Source organism: Serratia sp. Sp408, assembly GCF_057180665.1.
Genome location: NZ_JBXUFT010000009.1, coordinates 112,646 through 131,424 on the forward strand (window position 1 = coordinate 112,646; position 18,779 = coordinate 131,424).

Below are 18,779 nucleotides of genomic sequence, written 5' to 3' on the forward strand. Positions count from 1 at the left end.
ATGGCGAAAGAAAGGAAATTGTACTAAGAAAAATCTTATTAGGCAGTACATAAGTGGGGATATTCGATAACCAGTTAAAAAGAAAGGATAAAATTGTCTTACCTGCTATCACACGCCAGAGAGTTTGCCATTTTTCGGCGACGCAAAAATCAACCGGGCGTTAACAGACAGACAGGTTTATCAATGGCAGAATCAGAATTTTCAGTTGGGGAGTCGACAGGAGCAGCGCGTTCCCTGCGCTGCCGGCATGCCTCGGTGGGTCAGGCGCCGAGCCGATGCATTAACGCGTTCAGCCGATTTGCGTGACCGAATCCCGGCTGGCGCGTTCGCGCTCGCTGCCGGTCAATTCGCTCAGTTGCCCGGCGCGCATTTCCAGCAGTCGGTCGGCATGTTCGAAATAGTGATCGTCATGACTGATGGCAAACACCGTTTTGCCCAACGCCCGCAACTCAGGCAGCAGCTCCCGGTAGAAGATACGGCGGAACTGCGGATCCTGATCGGCGGCCCATTCGTCCAGCAACAGGATTTCACGCTGTTCGGCAACCGCCAGCAGCAACGCCAACCGCTTGCGCTGCCCTTGCGATAGCTGCGGATTGGTCACGCGATTACCGTCAAACTCCAGCTTGCTCTTCATGTTCAAGCGTTCCAGCCAGCGCTCGACCAGCGCGGCATCTGGCGCTGCGCCGTTTGGCCCTTGCAAATGCTGGAATTGATGGAAATCGGTGAAAATAGCCGAAAACAGCCGGCGATAGTCGTCACGGTCCTGCGCTTGCTGTAGCTTGCCATCCAGCAGGATTTGCCCGCTGACCGGCTGGTATAGCCCGGTCAACAGCATCGCCAGCGTCGATTTGCCGCTGCCGTTGCCACCAATCAGAAACACCAGTTCCCCGCGCTGCAACGTCAGGTTAAGCGGGCCGACGGCGAACCCCTGGCGCTGCTCGTTCGAACCGTAGTGGAATACCACATCGCGCAGCTCCAGAGTGTGCCATGGCTTGGCTACCGCGGCGGGAAACGCTTCCTGATAGGCGGCCAGTTTTAGCGACTTGACCTTGTTAAACGCCACTTCCGCGCTGAGCAGGGTGGGGAAAGCGCCAACCGCCTGTAACAGCGGCGTGCGCAGAAACAGCAGGGTCAATGAATAGGTAGCGGCCACGGTGGTATTGGCCCAACCCAGACTGTTGGCCATAAAGAACACCAGACCGATGGCGCCCAGCATCATGATATTCGACCAGTTTACCGCGCTGAGGTGGAAGGTATCCGCCCGGATAATATGGTGACGGTAGTCCACGGCATCCGGCTGATAGGCTTGCTGAAACAGCGCCTTGGCGCGGTCGCGGTTTAATGCCAGCTCTTTGCGCCCGTCAATCGCCGATTGATAATCCTGATATAACCGCTCTTCGGCTTCACGCACCAGAGTCAGATGGCGATACACCCGCGACACCAGCACCCAACTGACGAAAATAGTGACGGCAACCCAAATGGCGGTGACCACCAGCATCTGCGGCGACAGCCAGCCGAGATAGGCCGCGCAGCCGAGCGTCAGGATAATGCCCTGTACCAGTTCCGGCAGGCGGACAAACGCCAGGGTGATATTGCGGATGTCGCTCGACAGGCTGGCCAGCAGCGAGGCGCTGCCCAACTGTTCGATGCGTTCGATATCGGTATCCAGAATACGTTTGATCAGTTGACCACGCAGGCGATAGACAAAATAGTGGCCCAGGGCGGTCAACGCCAGCTGCGATGCCAGCGTCACCACCATCAGCAGCGCCAGCAGGCCGAGGAACTGCGGCAGTATGGTCAGCGGATTGCCCGCCGCCGCCATCAAATTCAGATTAATAAAAGCAATGATGCCAATACCTAACGCGGCACTGGCCATGGTTAATGCCATCACCGCCACAAAAGGCCAGCGATACTGGTGATACACCACCCGCAGCAATTCCATGAATAACCCCTGAACAAAAAAAAGCAATGGCAGGCATTGTAGTCGGCACGAGGGTGATATCAATCAAATATCACCATTCGCCACGGCACCGGGCGACGCCGCGCAGTGGGCCGCAGGCTGCCTGGCAGCGTTAACAGTTTGCTTCCGGCCCGGCAGGCTCTACACTGACGCTTCGTCATGGCCACGGAAAACAGGGCGCTATGTTACCTACCCACGAATATGCCAACGATTTGATTCTGTTTGCGTTAATTGTTGAATGCGGCTCATTTAGCAAGGCGGCGGAAAGCGCCGGTATCACCAGTTCGGTGATCAGCAAACGCATCGGCCGGCTGGAAAAGTCGCTCGGCGCACGCTTGCTGTACCGCACCACCCGCAGCCTGACGCTGACAGAAAACGGCCAGGAGCTTTATCGCCATGCCAGGACCATCAGCAGCCAGATGCAGGAAGCGCTGTACGCGGTCAGCGAAAGGAGCGAGGCGCTGACCGGCACTATCCGCATGTCGGTGCCGACCATTTCCGGCGAATTATTGCTCAGCGAAAGCGTGGCCGAATTCTGCACCCAGCATCCGGATCTGAAGGTGGAAATGCGGCTGGAAAACCGCTTCGTCGATCTGGTCAACGAAGGCATCGATCTGGCGATCCGCACCGGCACCATGCCGGACTCCAGCCTGATTGCCCGGCATATCCTCGACTCCCGTTGGGTGATCGTCTGTTCGCCAAGCTATCTGGAACACCATCCACAACCCACCACCACCGCCGAGCTGCTCAATCACAACTGTCTGACCTATACCTATCAGGAAAGCGGCAGCGCCAACTGGCTGGTCAAACAGCCGACCGGCGACCAGATTGCCGAACTGCAGGTCAACGGTAACCTTTCCGCCAATAATGCGCGGGCGATCCGCAAAGCGGTCATCGGCGGCTACGGCATTGCCATGGTGCCGCGTTGCATGGTGTACGAGGATCTGCAGCAGGGCAAACTGCTGGAAATATTGGCCGGACACTGCGGCAAAGTGCTCGGCGTGTATGCGGTGTACCCGTACACGCGTAATTTGCCGCTGAAAACCCGGTTGCTGATCGAGCACATCATCTGCAGTTATAAAAATATCAGTCATTATTTTTGAGCGACGACAGCGTATTGCGTTCATTCCATGCCGCAGCGCCGGCATGGATTAGGCGATATTTGGATATAATCTATTGAGAATAAACGCCTAATAAATGTGATCACGCGCTTTTATCACACAATATCTTTTTTTACCCCACTGATTTTTAACGTGTTTACCGTTCCCTCTGGTGCCGACCGCTGACGCCGATACGTCTGTTTCCCGTTACTCTACGATTGTTATAAAAATGCGTCATAGAACATCACATTATGTTGTGATTAGAATAACGCGCCGTGGAAATTAACGACTCTGTAACACCTCTCCCCTACAAGAATAATGACCTCTGAGGATGATATGTCCCTGTTTTTCAGTATCGCTCCCATCGTCTTATTGATATGGATGATGACGAAACGTCAAGGCGTGCCCTCTTATCTGGCCCTGCCGCTGACCGCAGCGGTGGTATACGCGGTGCAACTGCTGTGGTTCGGCAGCGCACCGCTCCTGCTGCACGCCAACATCATCAGCGCACTGGTGGCGGTGTTCACGCCAATTACCATTATTGCCGGTGCGATCCTGCTGAATAAACTGATGCAGATCAGCGGTGCTGAAAATGTGATACGCAACTGGCTGGAAAACATCAGCCCCAACCCGGTCGCCCAGTTGATGATCATCGGCTGGGCCTTCGCCTTTATGATTGAAGGCGCCAGCGGATTTGGCACGCCGGCCGCCATTGCCGCCCCGATCCTGGTTGGCCTGGGCTTTAACCCGCTGCGCGTTGCGCTGCTGACGCTGGTAATGAACTCCGTACCGGTCTCGTTCGGTGCGGTAGGCACGCCAACCTGGTTTGGCTTCGCCAATCTGGGCCTGAGTGACGGCAACCTGCTGGACATTGGCCGGCTGAGTGCGTTAATTCATTTTGTCGCTGGATTTATCATTCCGATCCTCGCTCTGCGCTTTATCGTTTCCTGGCAACAGATCCGCCATAACCTGGTGTTTATCCTGCTCAGCATCGTTAGCTGTACCGTGCCCTACCTACTGCTGGCGCAGGTAAATTACGAGTTCCCTGCCTTGCTCGGCGGCGCGATTGGCCTGACGCTGTCGGTGCTGCTGGCGCGTAGCCGTATTGGCCTGAGCAACGAGCCGGCCAACACGCCCGGCGCCGCCATTCCCTTTGGCCAGGTGCTGAAGGCAATGACCCCCACGCTGCTGCTGATCGCCATTTTAATCGTGACCCGCATTCACCAATTGGGGCTGAAGGCGCTGCTCAACAGCACCGCCCCCCTGTGGCAAGGCAGCCTGGGCTGGCTGGGTGAGCTGAGCCTCAGCAAGGCGTTGATCATCAACCTGCAGCAGGTGCTGGGCACCAGCGTCAGCGCCAGTTATAAAACGCTGTACGTGCCGGCGCTGATCCCGTTCCTGCTGGTGGTGCTGATTTCCATTCCACTGTTTCGGCTGAACGCCAGCCAGGTGCGTAATATGTTCGGCGACACCGCCGCACGCATCAGTAAACCGTTTATCGCCCTGCTCGGCGCGCTGATCATGGTCAACATGATGATGCAAGGCGGCGACCGTGCGCCGGTGATTATCATCGGCCAGGCGCTGGCCGACACCACCGGTAGCGGATGGCTGCTGTTTTCGGCATTTCTCGGCGCGCTCGGTTCATTCTTCTCCGGTTCCAATACCGTCTCCAACCTGACGTTCGGCGGCATTCAGCACTCCATCGCCGTCAGCAGCGGTTTGAACGTCAACCTGACGCTGGCGCTGCAATCGGTCGGCGGGGCCATGGGCAATATGGTGTGCCTCAATAACATCATCGCCGTCTGTTCGATTCTCGGCATTAGCAACGCCGAAGGGAAAATCATCAGAAAGACCGTCCTGCCGATGCTGGTTTACGGCGTGATTGCCGCGGCCGTCGGATCGGTGCTGGCTTTCTGAAGGGAACCTAAGTTAACGACAAAAGTAAGGTAGATATCATGATCATCTCCGCTTCAACCGATTACCGGGCCGCAGCACAGGCTAAGCTTCCGCCTTTTCTGTTCCATTACATTGACGGCGGAGCTTACGCGGAACATACCCTGCGGCGTAACACCGCCGATTTGGCCGATATCGCGCTGCGTCAGCGCATATTGAAAAACATGTCCGAGCTAAGCCTGGAAACCACCCTGTTCGGCGAAAAATTGGCGATGCCGGTGATCCTGGCGCCGGTCGGGCTGACCGGCATGTACGCCCGCCGTGGTGAAGTGCAGGCCGCACGCGCCGCCGCCGCCAAAGGCATTCCGTTCACCCTGTCGACCGTTTCAGTGTGCCCGATCGAAGAGGTGGCGCCGGCCATCGATCGGCCCATGTGGTTCCAGCTGTATGTGCTGAAAGACCGTGGCTTTATGCGCAACGCGCTGGAGCGAGCGCAGGCCGCCGGGGTAAAAACCCTGGTATTTACCGTTGATATGCCGGTACCTGGTGCACGCTACCGCGATGCGCACTCCGGCATGAGCGGCCCGAACGCCGCCATGCGCCGCGTATGGCAGGCGATGACCCATCCGCAATGGGCCTGGGATGTCGGCATCCACGGCAAGCCCCACGATCTTGGCAATGTGTCGGCCTATCGCGGTACGCCAACCAATCTGGAAGATTACATCGGCTGGCTGGGCGCCAACTTCGATCCGTCGATTTCCTGGCAGGATTTGGAGTGGATCCGCGAATTCTGGCAGGGGCCAATGATTATCAAAGGTATTCTTGACCCGGAAGATGCCAGAGACGCGGTGCGCTTTGGCGCCGACGGCATTGTGGTGTCCAACCATGGCGGCCGCCAATTGGACGGCGTGTTGTCCACTGCCCGCGCCCTGCCGGCCATTGCCGATGCGGTCAAGGGAGATATCGCCATTTTGACCGACTCCGGCATCCGCAACGGGCTGGACGTGGTGCGCATGATAGCGCTAGGCGCCGATAGCGTGATGCTGGGGCGGGCGTTTGTCTATGCGCTGGCCGCTGCCGGTGAGGCCGGCGTGGCCAACTTGCTGAGCTTGATCGACAAGGAGATGCGTGTGGCGATGACGCTGACCGGGGCCAAAAGCATCGGCGACATTACGCCGGAACTGTTGGTTAAATCAGCGTAAATGCAACAGGCCGGTATTAACCGGCCTGTTGTTTAACATGATGGCGAACTGCCCTGCGGCGGCAGATAGCGCAATGGATCAAGCGCCGTCGCGCGATAGCGGATCTGGAAGTGCAGGCGCACCGAATCGGTACCGCTGCTGCCCATGGTGGCGATTTTCTGCCCGGCCTTTACCTGCTGGCCATTGCGCACCAGGGTGCTGTCGTTATGGGCATAGGCGGTAATAAAGTCCTCGCCGTGCTTGATCATGATCAGGTTGCCATAACCGCGCAACTGGTTACCCACATAGACCACTTTGCCCGTGGCCGACGCGTACACCGCTTGGCCACGGCTGCCGGCGATATCGATGCCCTTGTTACCGCCGTCGGAATTAGAGAACTTGACCAGGATTTTACCCCTGGTCGGCCAGCGCCAGCAGCGCGCGGCACCCGGCGGCGGGGTACTTTTCGCCAATACCGTGCCGGAGGAACGGCCAGCCGATTTGCGGCCAGTGGAGGACGCCGTCGCGCTCGGGGTTACCCTGAGCTTTTGTCCGACCGCCAGGCTATAGGGCGGGCGGATTTTGTTGATGCGCGCCAGATCGCTAACTTCGTTATCCGTGATCCAGGCAATGTAATACAGCGTGTCGCCGCGTTTGACGGTGTAGGTTTTACCGCTATAGCTGCCTTTGGGCAGCTTGTCATAATCGCGATTATAGCTGTTTTTGCCGGAACACCCCGCCAGCAGCAGGCCCAGTGCCAGACACACCGCGATGCGACGCCACCCTACCGTTATGCTTCCTCTGCCCAAAGCCATCCCCAATCTGTTCGACATGCTGATACACCGGTGGCGTATAAAGACCGCCTATCTTAACACCTGTGGCAAGGCAGTCAAAAAGCCGGGGATCAGGGATTATGCCTTTTGGCTTTTCTTACCCAACCCAGCAGCCCACGCTGTTTTTCTGCCGGTGCCGGCGTGCCAAGCCTGGCCTTGATCTCATTGACGGACTGGGTAAGCAGCGCGATATCCTGCTGCATCAGCAGCAGTTTTTCCAGCAGGATGGCCGCACCGTTTGGCGTAAGCGCCTGTGCCGGCAGTTGATAGACGCGCAACAGTTCGCCAGTGTCTATTTTGATGTTGTCGCCCTGACCTTCCGCAACCTGCAGCTTGTTGCTGGCAATATGGCGATAGATGGTACGCCGGGTCACGCCGACCAGCTTTGCCGCTTCCGTGACGCTATGTAGAGCCACGCTCGCCTCCTTATCATGCCATCTGCATAATCGACCAACGGCGGCAGACATCGCCCTGGCCCGGTAAACCGTTAACCGGGCGATACTGCCGCCAGGCGTGACCCCATATCGCGGATCAACGCCCTGGCGGTTAACCGACGGTTGGCCGAGGCGGGTGCCGCGGCCAATCAACGGCCATCAGCGTGGTCGCTGTGCCGTCAGAACTGCCAGCCAACGCCGGCGCCCAGGCCATAGTCACCCTGCGTATTGGCGGTACCGCTGAACTTGACCACCATCCCACCCTGGGTGGCGGTAGACAGCCCCATGGCGACGGCGCTTGAATCATGGAAGGTGCCGCCACCGATGCCAAACATCGACGCGCCAGGCGTCATCACCTGCGGGATCTGCGACATGGCGAACGCAGAGGCCACGCCGGCATTCAGGCGTTTGTTCAGGTGATTGATTTTGGCGTCCTGCTGCCCCAAACGGGTATCAAACTGATCCATACGGCTGCTGAGCTGGCCAATCGAGCGGGTGTTGCTTTGCGTTTGCGTATCGACGCGATTCAATTGACCGGCCTGCTGCGTCAATTTACCGTCAAGTTCGCTGGTGGTATTAGTCGTAGCCTCGGCAAATTGATTGAATTTATTGGTGGTATCGGCAATCTGCTGCGTATTGCTGCCGATGTCGCTGCTGTTTTTGGCAATTTTCTGCGCGTTATCATCGACGCCGGCCTGCGCCTTGTCCGCCGTCAGCTGCGCGCCTGCCGCCGCCGTGGTCGCCGTATTCGCCGTGGCTTGCGCCAGATCCGCCGATTTTTGCGCGCCTTCGGTCAGCGTTTTATTGGCCGCGATATCGCTGGCGTTCTGCTGCCCCTGCTGCTGCGCCTTGTCAATTGCCTGCTGATGGATAGCGATATCTGCGCCATTTTTATCGACGCCCGCCTGTGCGTTGGCCGCGGCCGTCGCGGCAGCGTCTGCGCCGGCCTGGGCGTTGACCGCCGCCGTGCCCGCCTGGTCGGCGGCCAATTGCGCCTTGTCCAGCGCCAGTCGCTGGTCGGCAATGGCGCCGGCGTTGACGCCAATAGCGGTTTTGTTGGCATCTATGCCATCCTGCAAGGTTTTGGCAGCGGTATTAAGCTGGCCGACGGTGGCGCCGTCGGTGGCCGCCACGCCATCGGTCATGTTGGTCATTTTGCGGGTAGCGTCCGGTGCACCGATCGATACCGCGTTATCTTCCGTTGCCACCGAACCGACGCCGAGCGCCACGGAATTGACGCCGGAGGCTTTGGATTTGCTGCCAAACGCGCTGGCATTGTCCGCGCTGGCGCTGGCCTCTTCGCCAATCGCCGTCGCCTGCACGCCGCTGGCCGACGCGTAATAACCGGCCGCGGTGGAAAAGTCGCCGCTGGCCTTGGCTTCGTTACCCAAGGCTGCGGATTCGGTGCCGGTTGCCCCGGCGTTCATGCCTACCGCCGTCGATCCCCGCCCCTGCGTGGTGGCGTTAACGCCAAGAGCGGTCTGCCGATCGGTCAACGCGTCCGTCGCCGCACCGGCGCCCACCGCCACCGAATCCGCACCCGGGGCCAGGCCACCGCCGGCCTCATAAGAGCCGGCTCCGGGGGCGGCTAACGCCACCTCGCCAAATAGCGAGCCGGAAATAGCCAGCGCCACCAGCGCCAGTTTGAACTTCGTCGTTTGCTTCGTCATTAATCTATTCCTTGTTATGGTCGACAATCGGGGAAACAGCAGAATCCATCGACAAGGAATATAGGTTTGCCTTAACGCTCAAAGAATAAATTTAATTTAATTTAACTTCTTCCTCCCGCCTCCGTTATATAAAAACCAACAGGCACCGACTTAGTGATAATCAATTAGCATCAAGTTAAAATAAAACCGCAGCGTGATTATCGTCGTTATTATTAATGGAATAAATAACACGAAAATTAGCAACCAGACGGTTTGATTCAGAAAATACAATGGCTACAATTTGCGTAATTCAGCCCCACACCCCGCATTACCTGCGGGTGCGCGTTTCCTGGCAAGGTGACACAATGTCACTAGGATGTCGCAAGATAGGCGATATTTATCGCAACAACTATAGGTAATAAATAAAAATAACGCATAAATCACTAGAGGTTTTTTATATCAGGTTGATTGGTGTTTTATAACGTTACTTAAATCAGAATACACCGTTTAATCACCGTTTAACCTCCCGTCATCATTATTCTTTTGCCGGCCAAACGGCTACTGCCCGTATTTGGATATTTGGCTGCGCAATTCCCATTAAATAATTTAAAAGGAAATTTCATGTACAAGAATTTATCTCGCATATTGATCGGGACTGCACTGCTGACTACCGGCGCCTCGGCACTGGCTGCCACGGCAACCACCTATGGCGGCAATATTCACTTTGTCGGTCGTATCGTCAATGCCGCCTGCGCGGTGAGCGCAGACTCTACCGATCAGACCGTGAACCTTGGTCAGTATCGCACCGCCAAGTTTGCCGCTGCGGGCGACTATTCCGGCAAGGTGCCTTTTACCATCAAGCTGGAGGATTGCGATACCGCAGTGTCGACCAAAGCCTCGGTTGCCTTTAACGGCGCGGCCGACAAAACCGATAACACCGTGCTCGGCGTCAGCAACGCCGGTGGCGGCGCCGCCGGCGTTGCCTCGGGCGTAGGCATCGAAATCCGCGATCATCTGGATAACGTGCTGATCCCGAACGGTGCCAGCTACTCTGCCCCCTTCACCCTGGCCGACGGCAAAAACATTCTGCACTTTACCGCACGCTACAAGGCCACCGCCAAAGCGGTTACCCCAGGTGAAGCCGACGCTGACGCCACCTTTACCATGCAATATCAATAAACATTCCGCTTTGGGATGAACTGCGCACGGAGCCATGACGGTTAAGGAGCCTACATTGCGATATTCAACGATTATCTCTGCCGCGCTGATGCTGTCTTCCGCGGTTGCCCTGGCGGGGAATCGCCATCACGTCATCATTGATGGCGGGCAGGTGAAACTTCGCGGTGCAATTACGGCAGCAGCCTGTTCAGTCAGCACCGGCAGCGAAGCTCAGATTGTCGAAATGGGCGACGTGCGCAGTAACCAGTTCAGCGGGCTGGGCAGCTATTCCCCTCCGGTTGCATTCAGTATCGATCTGACTGGCTGCAACCGGGCTATCTACCACGCGGTGGGCGTCAGTTTCTGGGGCGTGACCGACGGCAAGGATCCTCTGGTGCTGAAAGCCGGCAACGGCGCGCAGGGTGGCCCCGGTATCGGGCTGGCGCTGTTTGACGACCATGGCGATCTGATGGTGCCCAACGCCCCGCCGAGCCGCCTGGCCATGATTAATGACCGGGAGACCAGGCTGCATTTTTCCGCTCGCTATCGCGCAACCTCGCGTCAGGTTACCGGCGGTGAGGCCAATAGCTGGGCGTGGTTCGCTCTTACCTATCAATAAGGCAATCAATCATCAACGAGGTCAGCGTGTTCAACAAAAAATCACTGCGCCAACTGGGGTTAACGTTGTTTTTTTCCACCCTTGCCATCAGCAGCTTTGCCGCGCAGGCCGGTGGCATCGCGCTGGGGGCAACGCGGGTGGTCTATCCGGCAGATGCCAAACAGGCCTCATTGGCCGTGACCAACAGCGACAAGAATCTGCGCTTTTTGATTCAGTCCTGGGTCGAGACAACCAACGGCGAAAAAACCACTGATTTCATCATGACGCCGCCGCTGTTCGTCAGCAAACCGCAGGGGGAAAACACCTTGCGTATCATGTACGTGGGCCAGACGCCGCCGACGGATCGTGAAAGCGTCTACTGGATCAACGTCAAGGCGATCCCGGCGGTCGAACGCGAGGCGGTACAGGGCAAAAACGTGCTGCAACTGGCCGTGTTGTCGCGCATCAAACTGTTTGTGCGCCCTGCGGGGTTGGCGATGTCGCCAGCAGATGCGCCGGCCAAGCTGACGTTCCATAAGCAGGGCAACAAGATAAGCATTAATAATCCAACGCCTTATTATATTACTTTGGTGAATTTTAATATTGGCAATCACAATTTGCCAAATACCATGGCGGCCCCCAAAAGCAATACCGACATTGCCATTCCGGCCGGCGTTAACGGCTCGATAAAATACCAAACAATTAATGACTATGGCGCCAATACGCCCAGTATCAATGGCGTAATGAAATAATAAAAACATTTTCGAGGGACAGGTGTTACAGAGGCTTGTTTGGCTCTCAGGGAACCTGCTGCCTAAAATAAAGGAGTATTTATGCGGTCATTTGCTGTTAGCAAGTGCGCACAGCGATTAAGACAGTGCTGCCTGCCCCATTGCACCTGGTCTTATTTCAGCCCGGCGCTATTTATGGTTGCAATGCTGCCATCAGCCTCTGTCAGCGCGGAGATATTCTTTAACCCGTCGTTCCTGTCAGGCGATCCTACGGCTATCGCCGATTTGTCGCGTTTCGAAAAAGACGAGGGGCAGGCCGCCGGGCAATATCACGTTGAGCTTTATCTTAACGACGATTACGTTGCCACCCGTAATATCAACTTTGTCCCCGTAGACAAAGACGCGCCGGCACATGATGACAGCGGCCTGCTGCCCTGCCTGTCATATAATCAGCTCAGCGCGCTGAACGTTAATATGACCATGCAAAGCAAATTGACCGTATTAAAGCCCGAACAATGCCTGCCGCTGCCAGAGGTCATTGAGGGTGCGCAGTCCGAGTTCGATTTTGAAAAGCAACGACTGAAGATCAGCATTCCACAGGTGATGCTGGTGAATAACGTGCGTGGTTACATCCCGCCCGACCAGTGGGATAACGGCATCACCGCCGCGCTGCTGACCTATAATTTCAGCGGTGGTAACAGCTGGGGAGCCAGCACCAACAATAGCTATTTTCTTAACCTCAATAGCGGCTTCAACTGGGGCGCGTGGCGGCTGCGCGATAATTCCAGCTGGTCATACAGCAGCGGCGCCGGCCAGCATGCCAACCAGTGGCAGCACATCAACACCTACCTGCAACGGGCCATCATTCCGCTCAAGGGCGAGCTGACGCTGGGCGATCACATCAGCCCCAACGACGTGTTTGACAGCGTCAATTTTCGCGGCGTGCAGCTTGCCTCCGACGATAATATGCTGCCGGACAGCCTGCGCGGATTTGCCCCGACGGTGCACGGCGTGGCCAAGAGCCATGCCAAGGTGACCATCAACCAGAACGGCTATGTCATTTACCAGACCTACGTTTCCCCCGGGGCCTTTGCCATTAGCGATCTCTACCCCACGTCGTCCAGCGGCGACCTGAAGGTCGAGGTGCAGGAGAGCGACGGCAGCATCAGCCGCTTTACCGTGCCCTATTCCGCCGTGCCGGTTTTGCAACGCGAGGGGCGGGTAAAGTATGCCGCCACCGCCGGGCAGTACCGCAGCGGCGACGGCAATAAAGGCAAACCGGGGTTTGCCCAGGGTACGCTGATCTGGGGGCTGCCGGCTGGCGTCACGCTGTACGGCGGCAGCCAGCTGTCGAACGACTATGCCGCCTTTGCCTTTGGCGCCGGCAAGAATCTGGGCAGTTGGGGCGCAATGTCGGCGGACGTTACCCAGGCCAACAGCCGCCTGGCGGACGACAGCCGTCACCAGGGGCAGTCGCTGCGCTTCCTTTATGCCAAGTCGCTGAACGAGGCGGGAACCAACTTCCAGTTGCTGGGTTACCGCTATTCGACCGAAGGCTTCTACACGCTGGATGACACCAGTTATCGCCGTATGAGTGGCTATTCGCTCAACACCCAGGATGGCCCGGTCGACGTCAAGCCGACGGCCAATCAGTATTACAACCTCAAATACTCCAAAAAGGGGCGGGTGCAGGTCAATATCACCCAGCAGGTCTGGGACTATGGCTCACTGTTCCTGACCGGCAGCCGACAAACCTATTGGCACACCGACGAGAAAAACGATCTGCTGCAAGCCGGCTACAGCGCCTATTGGAACGACATCAGCTATAGCCTTTCCTACAGCCATAACAAAAGTCCGGGGCTGGCAGAGGCCGACAAGCGCGTGGCGCTCAACCTTTCGCTGCCGCTTGGCAAGTGGCTGTCGGGCGGCGGCGCGGCCAGCGATATCACCCGCTCCTCCAGCACCGCTTATGCCACCTATGCGGCCAACACCGACACCCACGGGCAACTGGCCCAGCAGGCCGGCGTTAGCGGTAGCCTGCTGGCGGGCAAAAACCTGACCTACGGCGTCATGCAGGGGTACAGCAACCGCGGGGGCGGCGGCAACGGCAGCGCCAACCTGAACTACCAGGGAACTTACGGCAACAGCAACCTCAGCTACAGCTACAGCAGCGGCTACCGGCAGGTGAACTATGGCCTGAGCGGCGGGATTACCGCTCACGCCAACGGCGTCACCCTTAGCCAGCCGCTCAGCGATACCAACGTGCTGGTGGCCGCCGCCGGCGCCAAAGCGGTAGCGGTTGAAAATGCCACCGGCGTCAGCACCGACTGGCGCGGCTATGCGGTGATGCCCTACGCCACCACCTATCGCCTGAACCGGGTGGCGCTTGACCCGACCACCCTGCAAGACAATGCCGATCTGGACGATGCGGTGGTGAACGTTATACCGACCAAAGGCGCACTGGTACGCGCCGAGTTTGCGGCACGCATTGGCGCCAGAGCCTTGATGATGCTGCAGCAGCGCAATGGTAAGGCGGTGCCGTTTGGCGCCACCGTGGCGCAGGAAAACGGCAGCGGTGCCAGCATCGTCGGCGAAAACGGCCAGGTGTATCTGTCTGGCCTGCCGCTAAGCGGCAAGTTGCAGGTGGCGTGGGGCCACGGTGCGGCGGAGCGTTGTGAAGTGTCTTACCAGTTGCCACAGGGCAGCGAACACCAGGCAATAAACTATGCCAAGGCGGGGTGCCAGTGATGTCTGTTTTTTTCAAAGCGATGTGGTTGTTTACGCTGCTTGTCGCAGCTTGCCTGCTGAACCCGGCGCAGGCCGCCTGTTCCGGCTGCAACAAAACCATTAATCTGTCGATCAATAAAACCCTGGGATTAACCGATAATGCGGTGGGCCATACTGAGCCCAGTACTTCTTTTACCATTTCCGGCGTAAATACCGGATTTTATGGCTTTTTCGGCGGCTATCTGTCGTTTTCTTTCAGCAGAATAGACGGCACCCTGCCCCCTTTTGGCACCAAGCCAAGCGACTGGGTGTATCAACAGGTAGATGATTATTTCGCCGTTGCTATCCGTGCGCGAAATGTATGTGGAGCTCATTATGTGCCATCTAGTAGCCCTGCAGTTGGCTATCCGTCATGTAAACCCATGATTGCTAACAACTTAATTCAACCAACAACCTGGGATTCATCGCTAAAGATTATCCGACCGTTGATCAACGGCACCTACGCCAACAATGTCTTCCTCGGCCGCTGGGGCGCCTGCCCTGGCATCAGTTGCGGCCATCAGGCGATAGTTATCGCCAACCTTTACCTCAACTACAGCATCACGGTGCCGCAGACCTGTGTGATCAACGCCGGGCAGATCGTCACCGTCGACTTCGGCAACGTTTCTACCGGGGCATTTAAAACCGCCGGCGCCAAGGCCAGCGGGGTTAACCCGATAGCGCGCAACCTGGGCATCAAGTGCAATAACATCGACGCCTACGCCAACCTGACCCTGCGCGTGCAGGCCGACAACACCGCCGGCAACGCGCTGGTTTCCAATAACAAGGACGTCGGCTTTGTCATCACCGACGCTAACGACCGGCCGCTGACGCCGAATGACTTTTCCAGCGTGCTGCCGTTCAAGCTGCAAGAGGCCGGCGCCAACGTCACCATCAAGGTGTATCCGGTCAGCATCACCGGGGCAAAACCGGCAGAAGGCCCGGTGACCTCTAGGGGTTATCTGCGCATTGACTTCGCCTGAGGAAACAAACATGAAAAAACAGCTAATCGCCGCGCTGGCGCTGCTCGCCACGCTCCACTGCCGGGCCGATCTGGGGGTGATCAATATTTCGATCACCGCCAATCTGGTTGCCAACACCTGTAGCGTCAGCCTGGCTTCGCAAAACCAGACGGTACAGATGGGCGACTGGGCGGACAAGCAGTTTGCCGTCAACCCGGAGACGCTGGCCAAACCCTTTATCCTGACGCTGGAAGACTGCGACGCCGGGGCCAGAGGCGTCAAGATGACCTTTAACGGCACCGCCAACGGCGCCGACAGTAGCCTGCTGGCGCTAACCGGCGCCGGCTCGGCACAGAACGTCGGGCTGGCCATTCTTGATAAAGACAAAAACCGTATCCCGCTGGGCAAGCCCAGCGGCATTTATCCGCTCAAGGCCGGGCCGGGTAAGCAGAATCTGCAATTTTACGGCCAGTACGTCGCCACCGCGCAGCCGGTCAAGGCCGGCCTGGCCAATGCCGACGCCACATTTTCGCTGGAATATCAGTAATGTAATCGGCTGCAGCAGCGAGAAGCGGCGGCGAACCGCCACGCAGCCAAACGGCAGCGATGCCAGCATCGCTGGCGAAAACCGCCAGCGCTAGCTGTCTGGCCTGCCGCTAAGCGGCAAGCTGCAGGTGGCGTGCGGCCACGGTGCGGTGGAGCGTTGTGAAGTGTCTTACCGGCTGCCGCAGGGCAGCGAAAGCCAGCAATAAACCATGCCAAGGCAGGAGGCCTGTGATGACCGTTTCTTTCATAGCGATGTGGATGTTTGTGCTGCTTGGCGCAGCTTGCCTGCTGAGCCCGGCGCAGGCCGCCTGTTCCGGCTGCAACCAGACCATTAATCTGTCGATCAATAAAACCCTGGGGTTAACCGATAATGCGGTGGGCCATACTGAGCCCAGTACCACTTTTTCCGTTGGCTATATAGACACCGGCTTTTTTGGCATTTTCTCTCCCGGCTATACATCTATTTCTTTCAGTAAGATAGACGGCACCCTGCCCCCTTTCGGCACCTCGCCAACTGACTGGGTATATCAACCGGTTGATGACTATTTCGCCGTGGCCGTCCGCATGAGGAATGTATGTGGAGCTTGGTATACACCGTTTAACCGGAGAGTTCTAAAAATTACCACATGCCAGATAGATGTTACGAATGGTGTGTGGGATCCCACAACCTGGGATTCCTCGTTAAAGATTATCCGGCCGTTGATCAACGGCACCTACGCCAACAATATTTTCCTCGGCCGTTTGGGGGCCTGCCCTGGCGCTGGCTGTAGCCATCAAGCCGTGGTAATGGCCAACGTCTACCTTAACTACAGCATCACGGTGCCGCAGACTTGTGTGATCAACGCCGGGCAGATCGTCACCGTCGACTTTGGCAACGTTTCTACCGGGGCATTTAAAACCGCCGGCGCCAAGGCCAGCGGGGTTAACCCGATAGCGCGCAATCTGGGCATCAAGTGTAACAACATCGACGCCTACGCCAATCTGACCCTGCGCGTGCAGGCCGATAATACCGCCGGCAACGCGCTGGTTTCCAATAACAAGGACGTCGGCTTTGTCATCACCGACGCTAACGACCGGCCGCTGACGCCGAATGACTTTTCCAGCGTGCTGCCGTTCAAGCTGCAAGAGGCCGGCGCCAACGTCACCATCAAGGTGTATCCGGTCAGCATCACCGGGGCAAAACCGGCAGAAGGCCCGGTGACCTCTCGGGGTTATCTGCGCATTGACTTCGCCTGAGGAAGCAAAAAAGAAGACCGATTTATCGGCTTGGTTATGAAGATGCTGAATCACAGCAACGCCGCCGTTACTCAAGTGTACATAGGGATTACCGATCAGGATGTTGAAAAGGCTATGATGAACGTTAAGTTCTAAAGGGAGGAAGCTATGAGAATCTTACTGGAGCCTGTCCCTAATTCTGTGTTTATGAGAATGCTCGGAGAACAGAAACGACGACGGTTAGTGCTGGCCGCTCCTGCCCTCATACCATGACATTCGATGATGAAGGTTAATCATACAACCAGCGCCCGGCCTTGGCAGACTTTATCAACATCTCGACAGTTAACTCTGCTGGTTCGTGGCGATCTGTTTGCATATGCTTCGGGAGAATCGCATTAGGTAAGAACCAAATCCCCCTGTTTGGAAAGTATTTGCGAAACTCAAAGTTGTCCATATCAACATGCATCTTATCGGCATATTCTTCTAGAAAATCATAAGCATCTTCAGGGAGTACGCTCTTTTTACCTGTACTCAGCGACGCATCATCCGACATTTCCCAGAAGTATTTTTTAAGTAGCTGATGAACTTCATTGGCTTCATTCATTGCCGCCGATCCTTTTTCCAACAATAAGTTCATAACGATGGATGACATTACGAGTTACCATAGCCAAATCATAAGCTGTCAGAACTGCACCAACCCAAGGAAGCCAGCGGCCGACATAGGCACCAATACTCGTAGTGTAAGCCCACTCGCCACGTATTAACTTGGCCCATGTAATGGTTTTTTTGGCGTTCTTAAATCTTTGTTGAATCAGCGTACGTGAGGCTATCGATAATGGACTGGTTCCTGCTGTGCCTATACCAGATGCCCTACCAATCTTTCCCTTCACAGGAATCACGGGCAGGCTAACCAGCATTGAAGCAATAGCCAGCAAATCAACCACCCCGCCGAACTGTTTCTGAAACTCATCAAGGATAAGCCACAGGAGGAGTTCATCTTTGTCTAGGCTCATTCCGTTGAAAAAATACTTTCCGCCTAACTCTTCAACCGTATCCATCCCTGTTTCCCCATGGTTACAAATCGTCCTCAATAGTACTAATGAACCATGATTAGGACAATAAGAGCCATAAAGCCCGTTGGTGGTAAGGAAAACCAGCGAGCGTTAGCGAGAGCATCAGAAAGACTATCCACTGGCCTGTAACACACCACAAACATTTATCAGGCGGCTTGTGTATCCATCAGGAAGCGAAAGCGGCACGCAGGCAGAGCCGATTCTATTGCTACCAGTGCAAAACCACCGTAACCTTGTTTATCCCCTCTACCGTGGAAGCATCTAGGGGCATCGGCTGTCATGCTGTTTGTGTAGCGCGCTTTAGCGAAGGTTTAAACCGTGATTGGCGGCATCGTCTATCAAGTTGGATTATCGCAGTTTGAGACGTGGAACTACTGCCAGCAAGAAGGTATGATCTCTAACCAATCAACACATCCTGTCGCGACAGGTGAGCGTGTAGTTCAATGGTAGCTATCAGAGAGGCAACGCCTCTGTAGAGGGCTATTTTAGCTGCATAGTGTAGCTAAAAGAGAATTTGGAGCGGGTGAAGGGAATCGAACCCTCGTATGCAGCTTGGGAAGCTGCCGTTCTACCATTGAACTACACCCGCAACGGTGTGCGACTGGCATTATAACCGGTTATCGCCGGCGGGCAAGCAGAGTTCGCACATAACTGCTGATGTTTTAGGCAGTTAGTTCACT

General features: G+C 56.5%; 16 protein-coding genes and 1 tRNA gene. 10 read left to right on the forward strand and 7 right to left on the reverse strand.

Annotation, left to right across the window (positions count from 1 at the left end; all coding sequences use genetic code 11):
• Window positions 1-289: 289 nt before the first annotated feature.
• Complete coding sequence (locus AC2AXP_RS20610) at window positions 290-1,942, reverse strand: multidrug ABC transporter permease/ATP-binding protein (protein ID WP_004959105.1); 1,653 nt, start codon at window positions 1,940-1,942, stop codon at window positions 290-292.
• A gap of 200 nt (window positions 1,943-2,142) precedes the next feature.
• On the opposite strand from AC2AXP_RS20610, the gene AC2AXP_RS20615 reads away from it, so the two are divergent.
• The 3 genes from AC2AXP_RS20615 to lldD all read left to right on the forward strand — a co-directional run bounded on the left by AC2AXP_RS20615 (window position 2,143) and on the right by lldD (window position 6,155).
• Window positions 2,143-3,063: a LysR family transcriptional regulator gene (locus AC2AXP_RS20615; protein WP_004959103.1), complete on the forward strand. Its 921-nt coding sequence runs from the start codon at window positions 2,143-2,145 to the stop codon at window positions 3,061-3,063.
• Between the two features lie 333 nt (window positions 3,064-3,396).
• Window positions 3,397-4,977: an L-lactate permease gene (locus AC2AXP_RS20620; protein WP_039991792.1), complete on the forward strand. Its 1,581-nt coding sequence runs from the start codon at window positions 3,397-3,399 to the stop codon at window positions 4,975-4,977.
• 38 nt (window positions 4,978-5,015) lie between these two features.
• Entirely contained in the window at window positions 5,016-6,155 is a 1,140-nt protein-coding gene (gene lldD, locus AC2AXP_RS20625) for an FMN-dependent L-lactate dehydrogenase LldD (protein ID WP_004959099.1), read from the forward strand.
• A gap of 32 nt (window positions 6,156-6,187) precedes the next feature.
• Here lldD and actS read toward each other — a convergent pair whose 3' ends face one another.
• The 3 genes from actS to AC2AXP_RS20640 form a co-directional block, all read right to left on the reverse strand.
• A complete protein-coding gene (gene actS, locus AC2AXP_RS20630; RefSeq protein WP_004959097.1) occupies window positions 6,188-6,967 on the reverse strand; it encodes an amidase activator ActS in 780 nt (259 codons plus the stop codon).
• 71 nt (window positions 6,968-7,038) lie between these two features.
• The gene (locus AC2AXP_RS20635) at window positions 7,039-7,383 is read right to left on the reverse strand and encodes a helix-turn-helix domain-containing protein (RefSeq protein ID WP_484381906.1); all 345 of its coding nucleotides are present in this window, start codon (window positions 7,381-7,383) and stop codon (window positions 7,039-7,041) included.
• A gap of 197 nt (window positions 7,384-7,580) precedes the next feature.
• Window positions 7,581-9,071, reverse strand: a complete 1,491-nt coding sequence (locus tag AC2AXP_RS20640) for a YadA-like family protein (RefSeq protein WP_371902244.1) — start codon at window positions 9,069-9,071, stop codon at window positions 7,581-7,583.
• Window positions 9,072-9,671: 600 nt separating this feature from the next.
• On the opposite strand from AC2AXP_RS20640, the gene fimA reads away from it, so the two are divergent.
• The 7 genes from fimA (at window position 9,672) to AC2AXP_RS20675 (ending at window position 17,047) form a co-directional block, all read left to right on the forward strand.
• The gene (fimA, locus tag AC2AXP_RS20645) at window positions 9,672-10,229 is read left to right on the forward strand and encodes a type 1 fimbrial major subunit FimA (protein WP_004959089.1); all 558 of its coding nucleotides are present in this window, start codon (window positions 9,672-9,674) and stop codon (window positions 10,227-10,229) included.
• 55 nt (window positions 10,230-10,284) lie between these two features.
• Complete coding sequence (locus AC2AXP_RS20650; protein WP_227745701.1) at window positions 10,285-10,827, forward strand: fimbrial protein; 543 nt, start codon at window positions 10,285-10,287, stop codon at window positions 10,825-10,827.
• A 26-nt stretch (window positions 10,828-10,853) separates the two neighbouring features.
• On the forward strand, window positions 10,854-11,558 hold the full coding sequence (locus AC2AXP_RS20655; protein ID WP_273870793.1) for a fimbria/pilus periplasmic chaperone: 705 nt from the start codon (window positions 10,854-10,856) through the stop codon (window positions 11,556-11,558).
• An 81-nt stretch (window positions 11,559-11,639) separates the two neighbouring features.
• On the forward strand, window positions 11,640-14,285 hold the full coding sequence (locus AC2AXP_RS20660) for a fimbrial biogenesis usher protein (RefSeq protein WP_198773897.1): 2,646 nt from the start codon (window positions 11,640-11,642) through the stop codon (window positions 14,283-14,285).
• Window positions 14,285-15,286 carry a fimbrial protein gene (locus AC2AXP_RS20665; RefSeq protein WP_088499774.1) on the forward strand — a complete coding sequence of 334 codons (1,002 nt, stop codon included), beginning with the start codon at window positions 14,285-14,287 and terminating at the stop codon, window positions 15,284-15,286. The genes AC2AXP_RS20660 and AC2AXP_RS20665 overlap by 1 nt, the downstream gene beginning before the upstream one ends.
• Window positions 15,287-15,296: 10 nt before the next feature.
• Window positions 15,297-15,812 carry a fimbrial protein gene (locus tag AC2AXP_RS20670; protein ID WP_088499775.1) on the forward strand — a complete coding sequence of 172 codons (516 nt, stop codon included), beginning with the start codon at window positions 15,297-15,299 and terminating at the stop codon, window positions 15,810-15,812.
• Between the two features lie 230 nt (window positions 15,813-16,042).
• Window positions 16,043-17,047 carry a fimbrial protein gene (locus AC2AXP_RS20675; protein ID WP_088499776.1) on the forward strand — a complete coding sequence of 335 codons (1,005 nt, stop codon included), beginning with the start codon at window positions 16,043-16,045 and terminating at the stop codon, window positions 17,045-17,047.
• A gap of 268 nt (window positions 17,048-17,315) precedes the next feature.
• Here AC2AXP_RS20675 and AC2AXP_RS20680 read toward each other — a convergent pair whose 3' ends face one another.
• From AC2AXP_RS20680 to AC2AXP_RS20690, 3 genes are all read right to left on the reverse strand, one after another.
• Complete coding sequence (locus tag AC2AXP_RS20680; RefSeq protein ID WP_449145666.1) at window positions 17,316-17,630, reverse strand: DUF1493 family protein; 315 nt, start codon at window positions 17,628-17,630, stop codon at window positions 17,316-17,318.
• Entirely contained in the window at window positions 17,623-18,084 is a 462-nt protein-coding gene (locus tag AC2AXP_RS20685; RefSeq protein WP_484381907.1) for an STM2901 family protein, read from the reverse strand. Before AC2AXP_RS20685 ends, AC2AXP_RS20680 begins: the two co-directional genes overlap by 8 nt.
• A 530-nt stretch (window positions 18,085-18,614) precedes the next feature.
• A tRNA-Gly gene (locus tag AC2AXP_RS20690) sits at window positions 18,615-18,688 on the reverse strand.
• Window positions 18,689-18,779: the final 91 nt, after the last annotated feature.

Excerpts from the sequence above, each read along its gene's own strand:
- AC2AXP_RS20610 (WP_004959105.1), bottom strand. The coding sequence starts at position 1,942 with ATGGAATTGCTGCGGGTGGTGTATCACCAGTATCGCTGGCCTTTTGTG.
- AC2AXP_RS20615 (WP_004959103.1), top strand. The coding sequence starts at position 2,143 with ATGTTACCTACCCACGAATATGCCAACGATTTGATTCTGTTTGCGTTA.
- AC2AXP_RS20620 (WP_039991792.1), top strand. The coding sequence starts at position 3,397 with ATGTCCCTGTTTTTCAGTATCGCTCCCATCGTCTTATTGATATGGATG.
- lldD (WP_004959099.1), top strand. The coding sequence starts at position 5,016 with ATGATCATCTCCGCTTCAACCGATTACCGGGCCGCAGCACAGGCTAAG.
- actS (WP_004959097.1), bottom strand. The coding sequence starts at position 6,967 with ATGTCGAACAGATTGGGGATGGCTTTGGGCAGAGGAAGCATAACGGTA.
- AC2AXP_RS20640 (WP_371902244.1), bottom strand. The coding sequence starts at position 9,071 with ATGACGAAGCAAACGACGAAGTTCAAACTGGCGCTGGTGGCGCTGGCT.
- fimA (WP_004959089.1), top strand. The coding sequence starts at position 9,672 with ATGTACAAGAATTTATCTCGCATATTGATCGGGACTGCACTGCTGACT.
- AC2AXP_RS20660 (WP_198773897.1), top strand. The coding sequence starts at position 11,640 with ATGCGGTCATTTGCTGTTAGCAAGTGCGCACAGCGATTAAGACAGTGC.
- AC2AXP_RS20665 (WP_088499774.1), top strand. The coding sequence starts at position 14,285 with ATGTCTGTTTTTTTCAAAGCGATGTGGTTGTTTACGCTGCTTGTCGCA.
- AC2AXP_RS20670 (WP_088499775.1), top strand. The coding sequence starts at position 15,297 with ATGAAAAAACAGCTAATCGCCGCGCTGGCGCTGCTCGCCACGCTCCAC.
- AC2AXP_RS20675 (WP_088499776.1), top strand. The coding sequence starts at position 16,043 with ATGACCGTTTCTTTCATAGCGATGTGGATGTTTGTGCTGCTTGGCGCA.
- AC2AXP_RS20680 (WP_449145666.1), bottom strand. The coding sequence starts at position 17,630 with ATGAATGAAGCCAATGAAGTTCATCAGCTACTTAAAAAATACTTCTGG.
- AC2AXP_RS20685 (WP_484381907.1), bottom strand. The coding sequence starts at position 18,084 with ATGGATACGGTTGAAGAGTTAGGCGGAAAGTATTTTTTCAACGGAATG.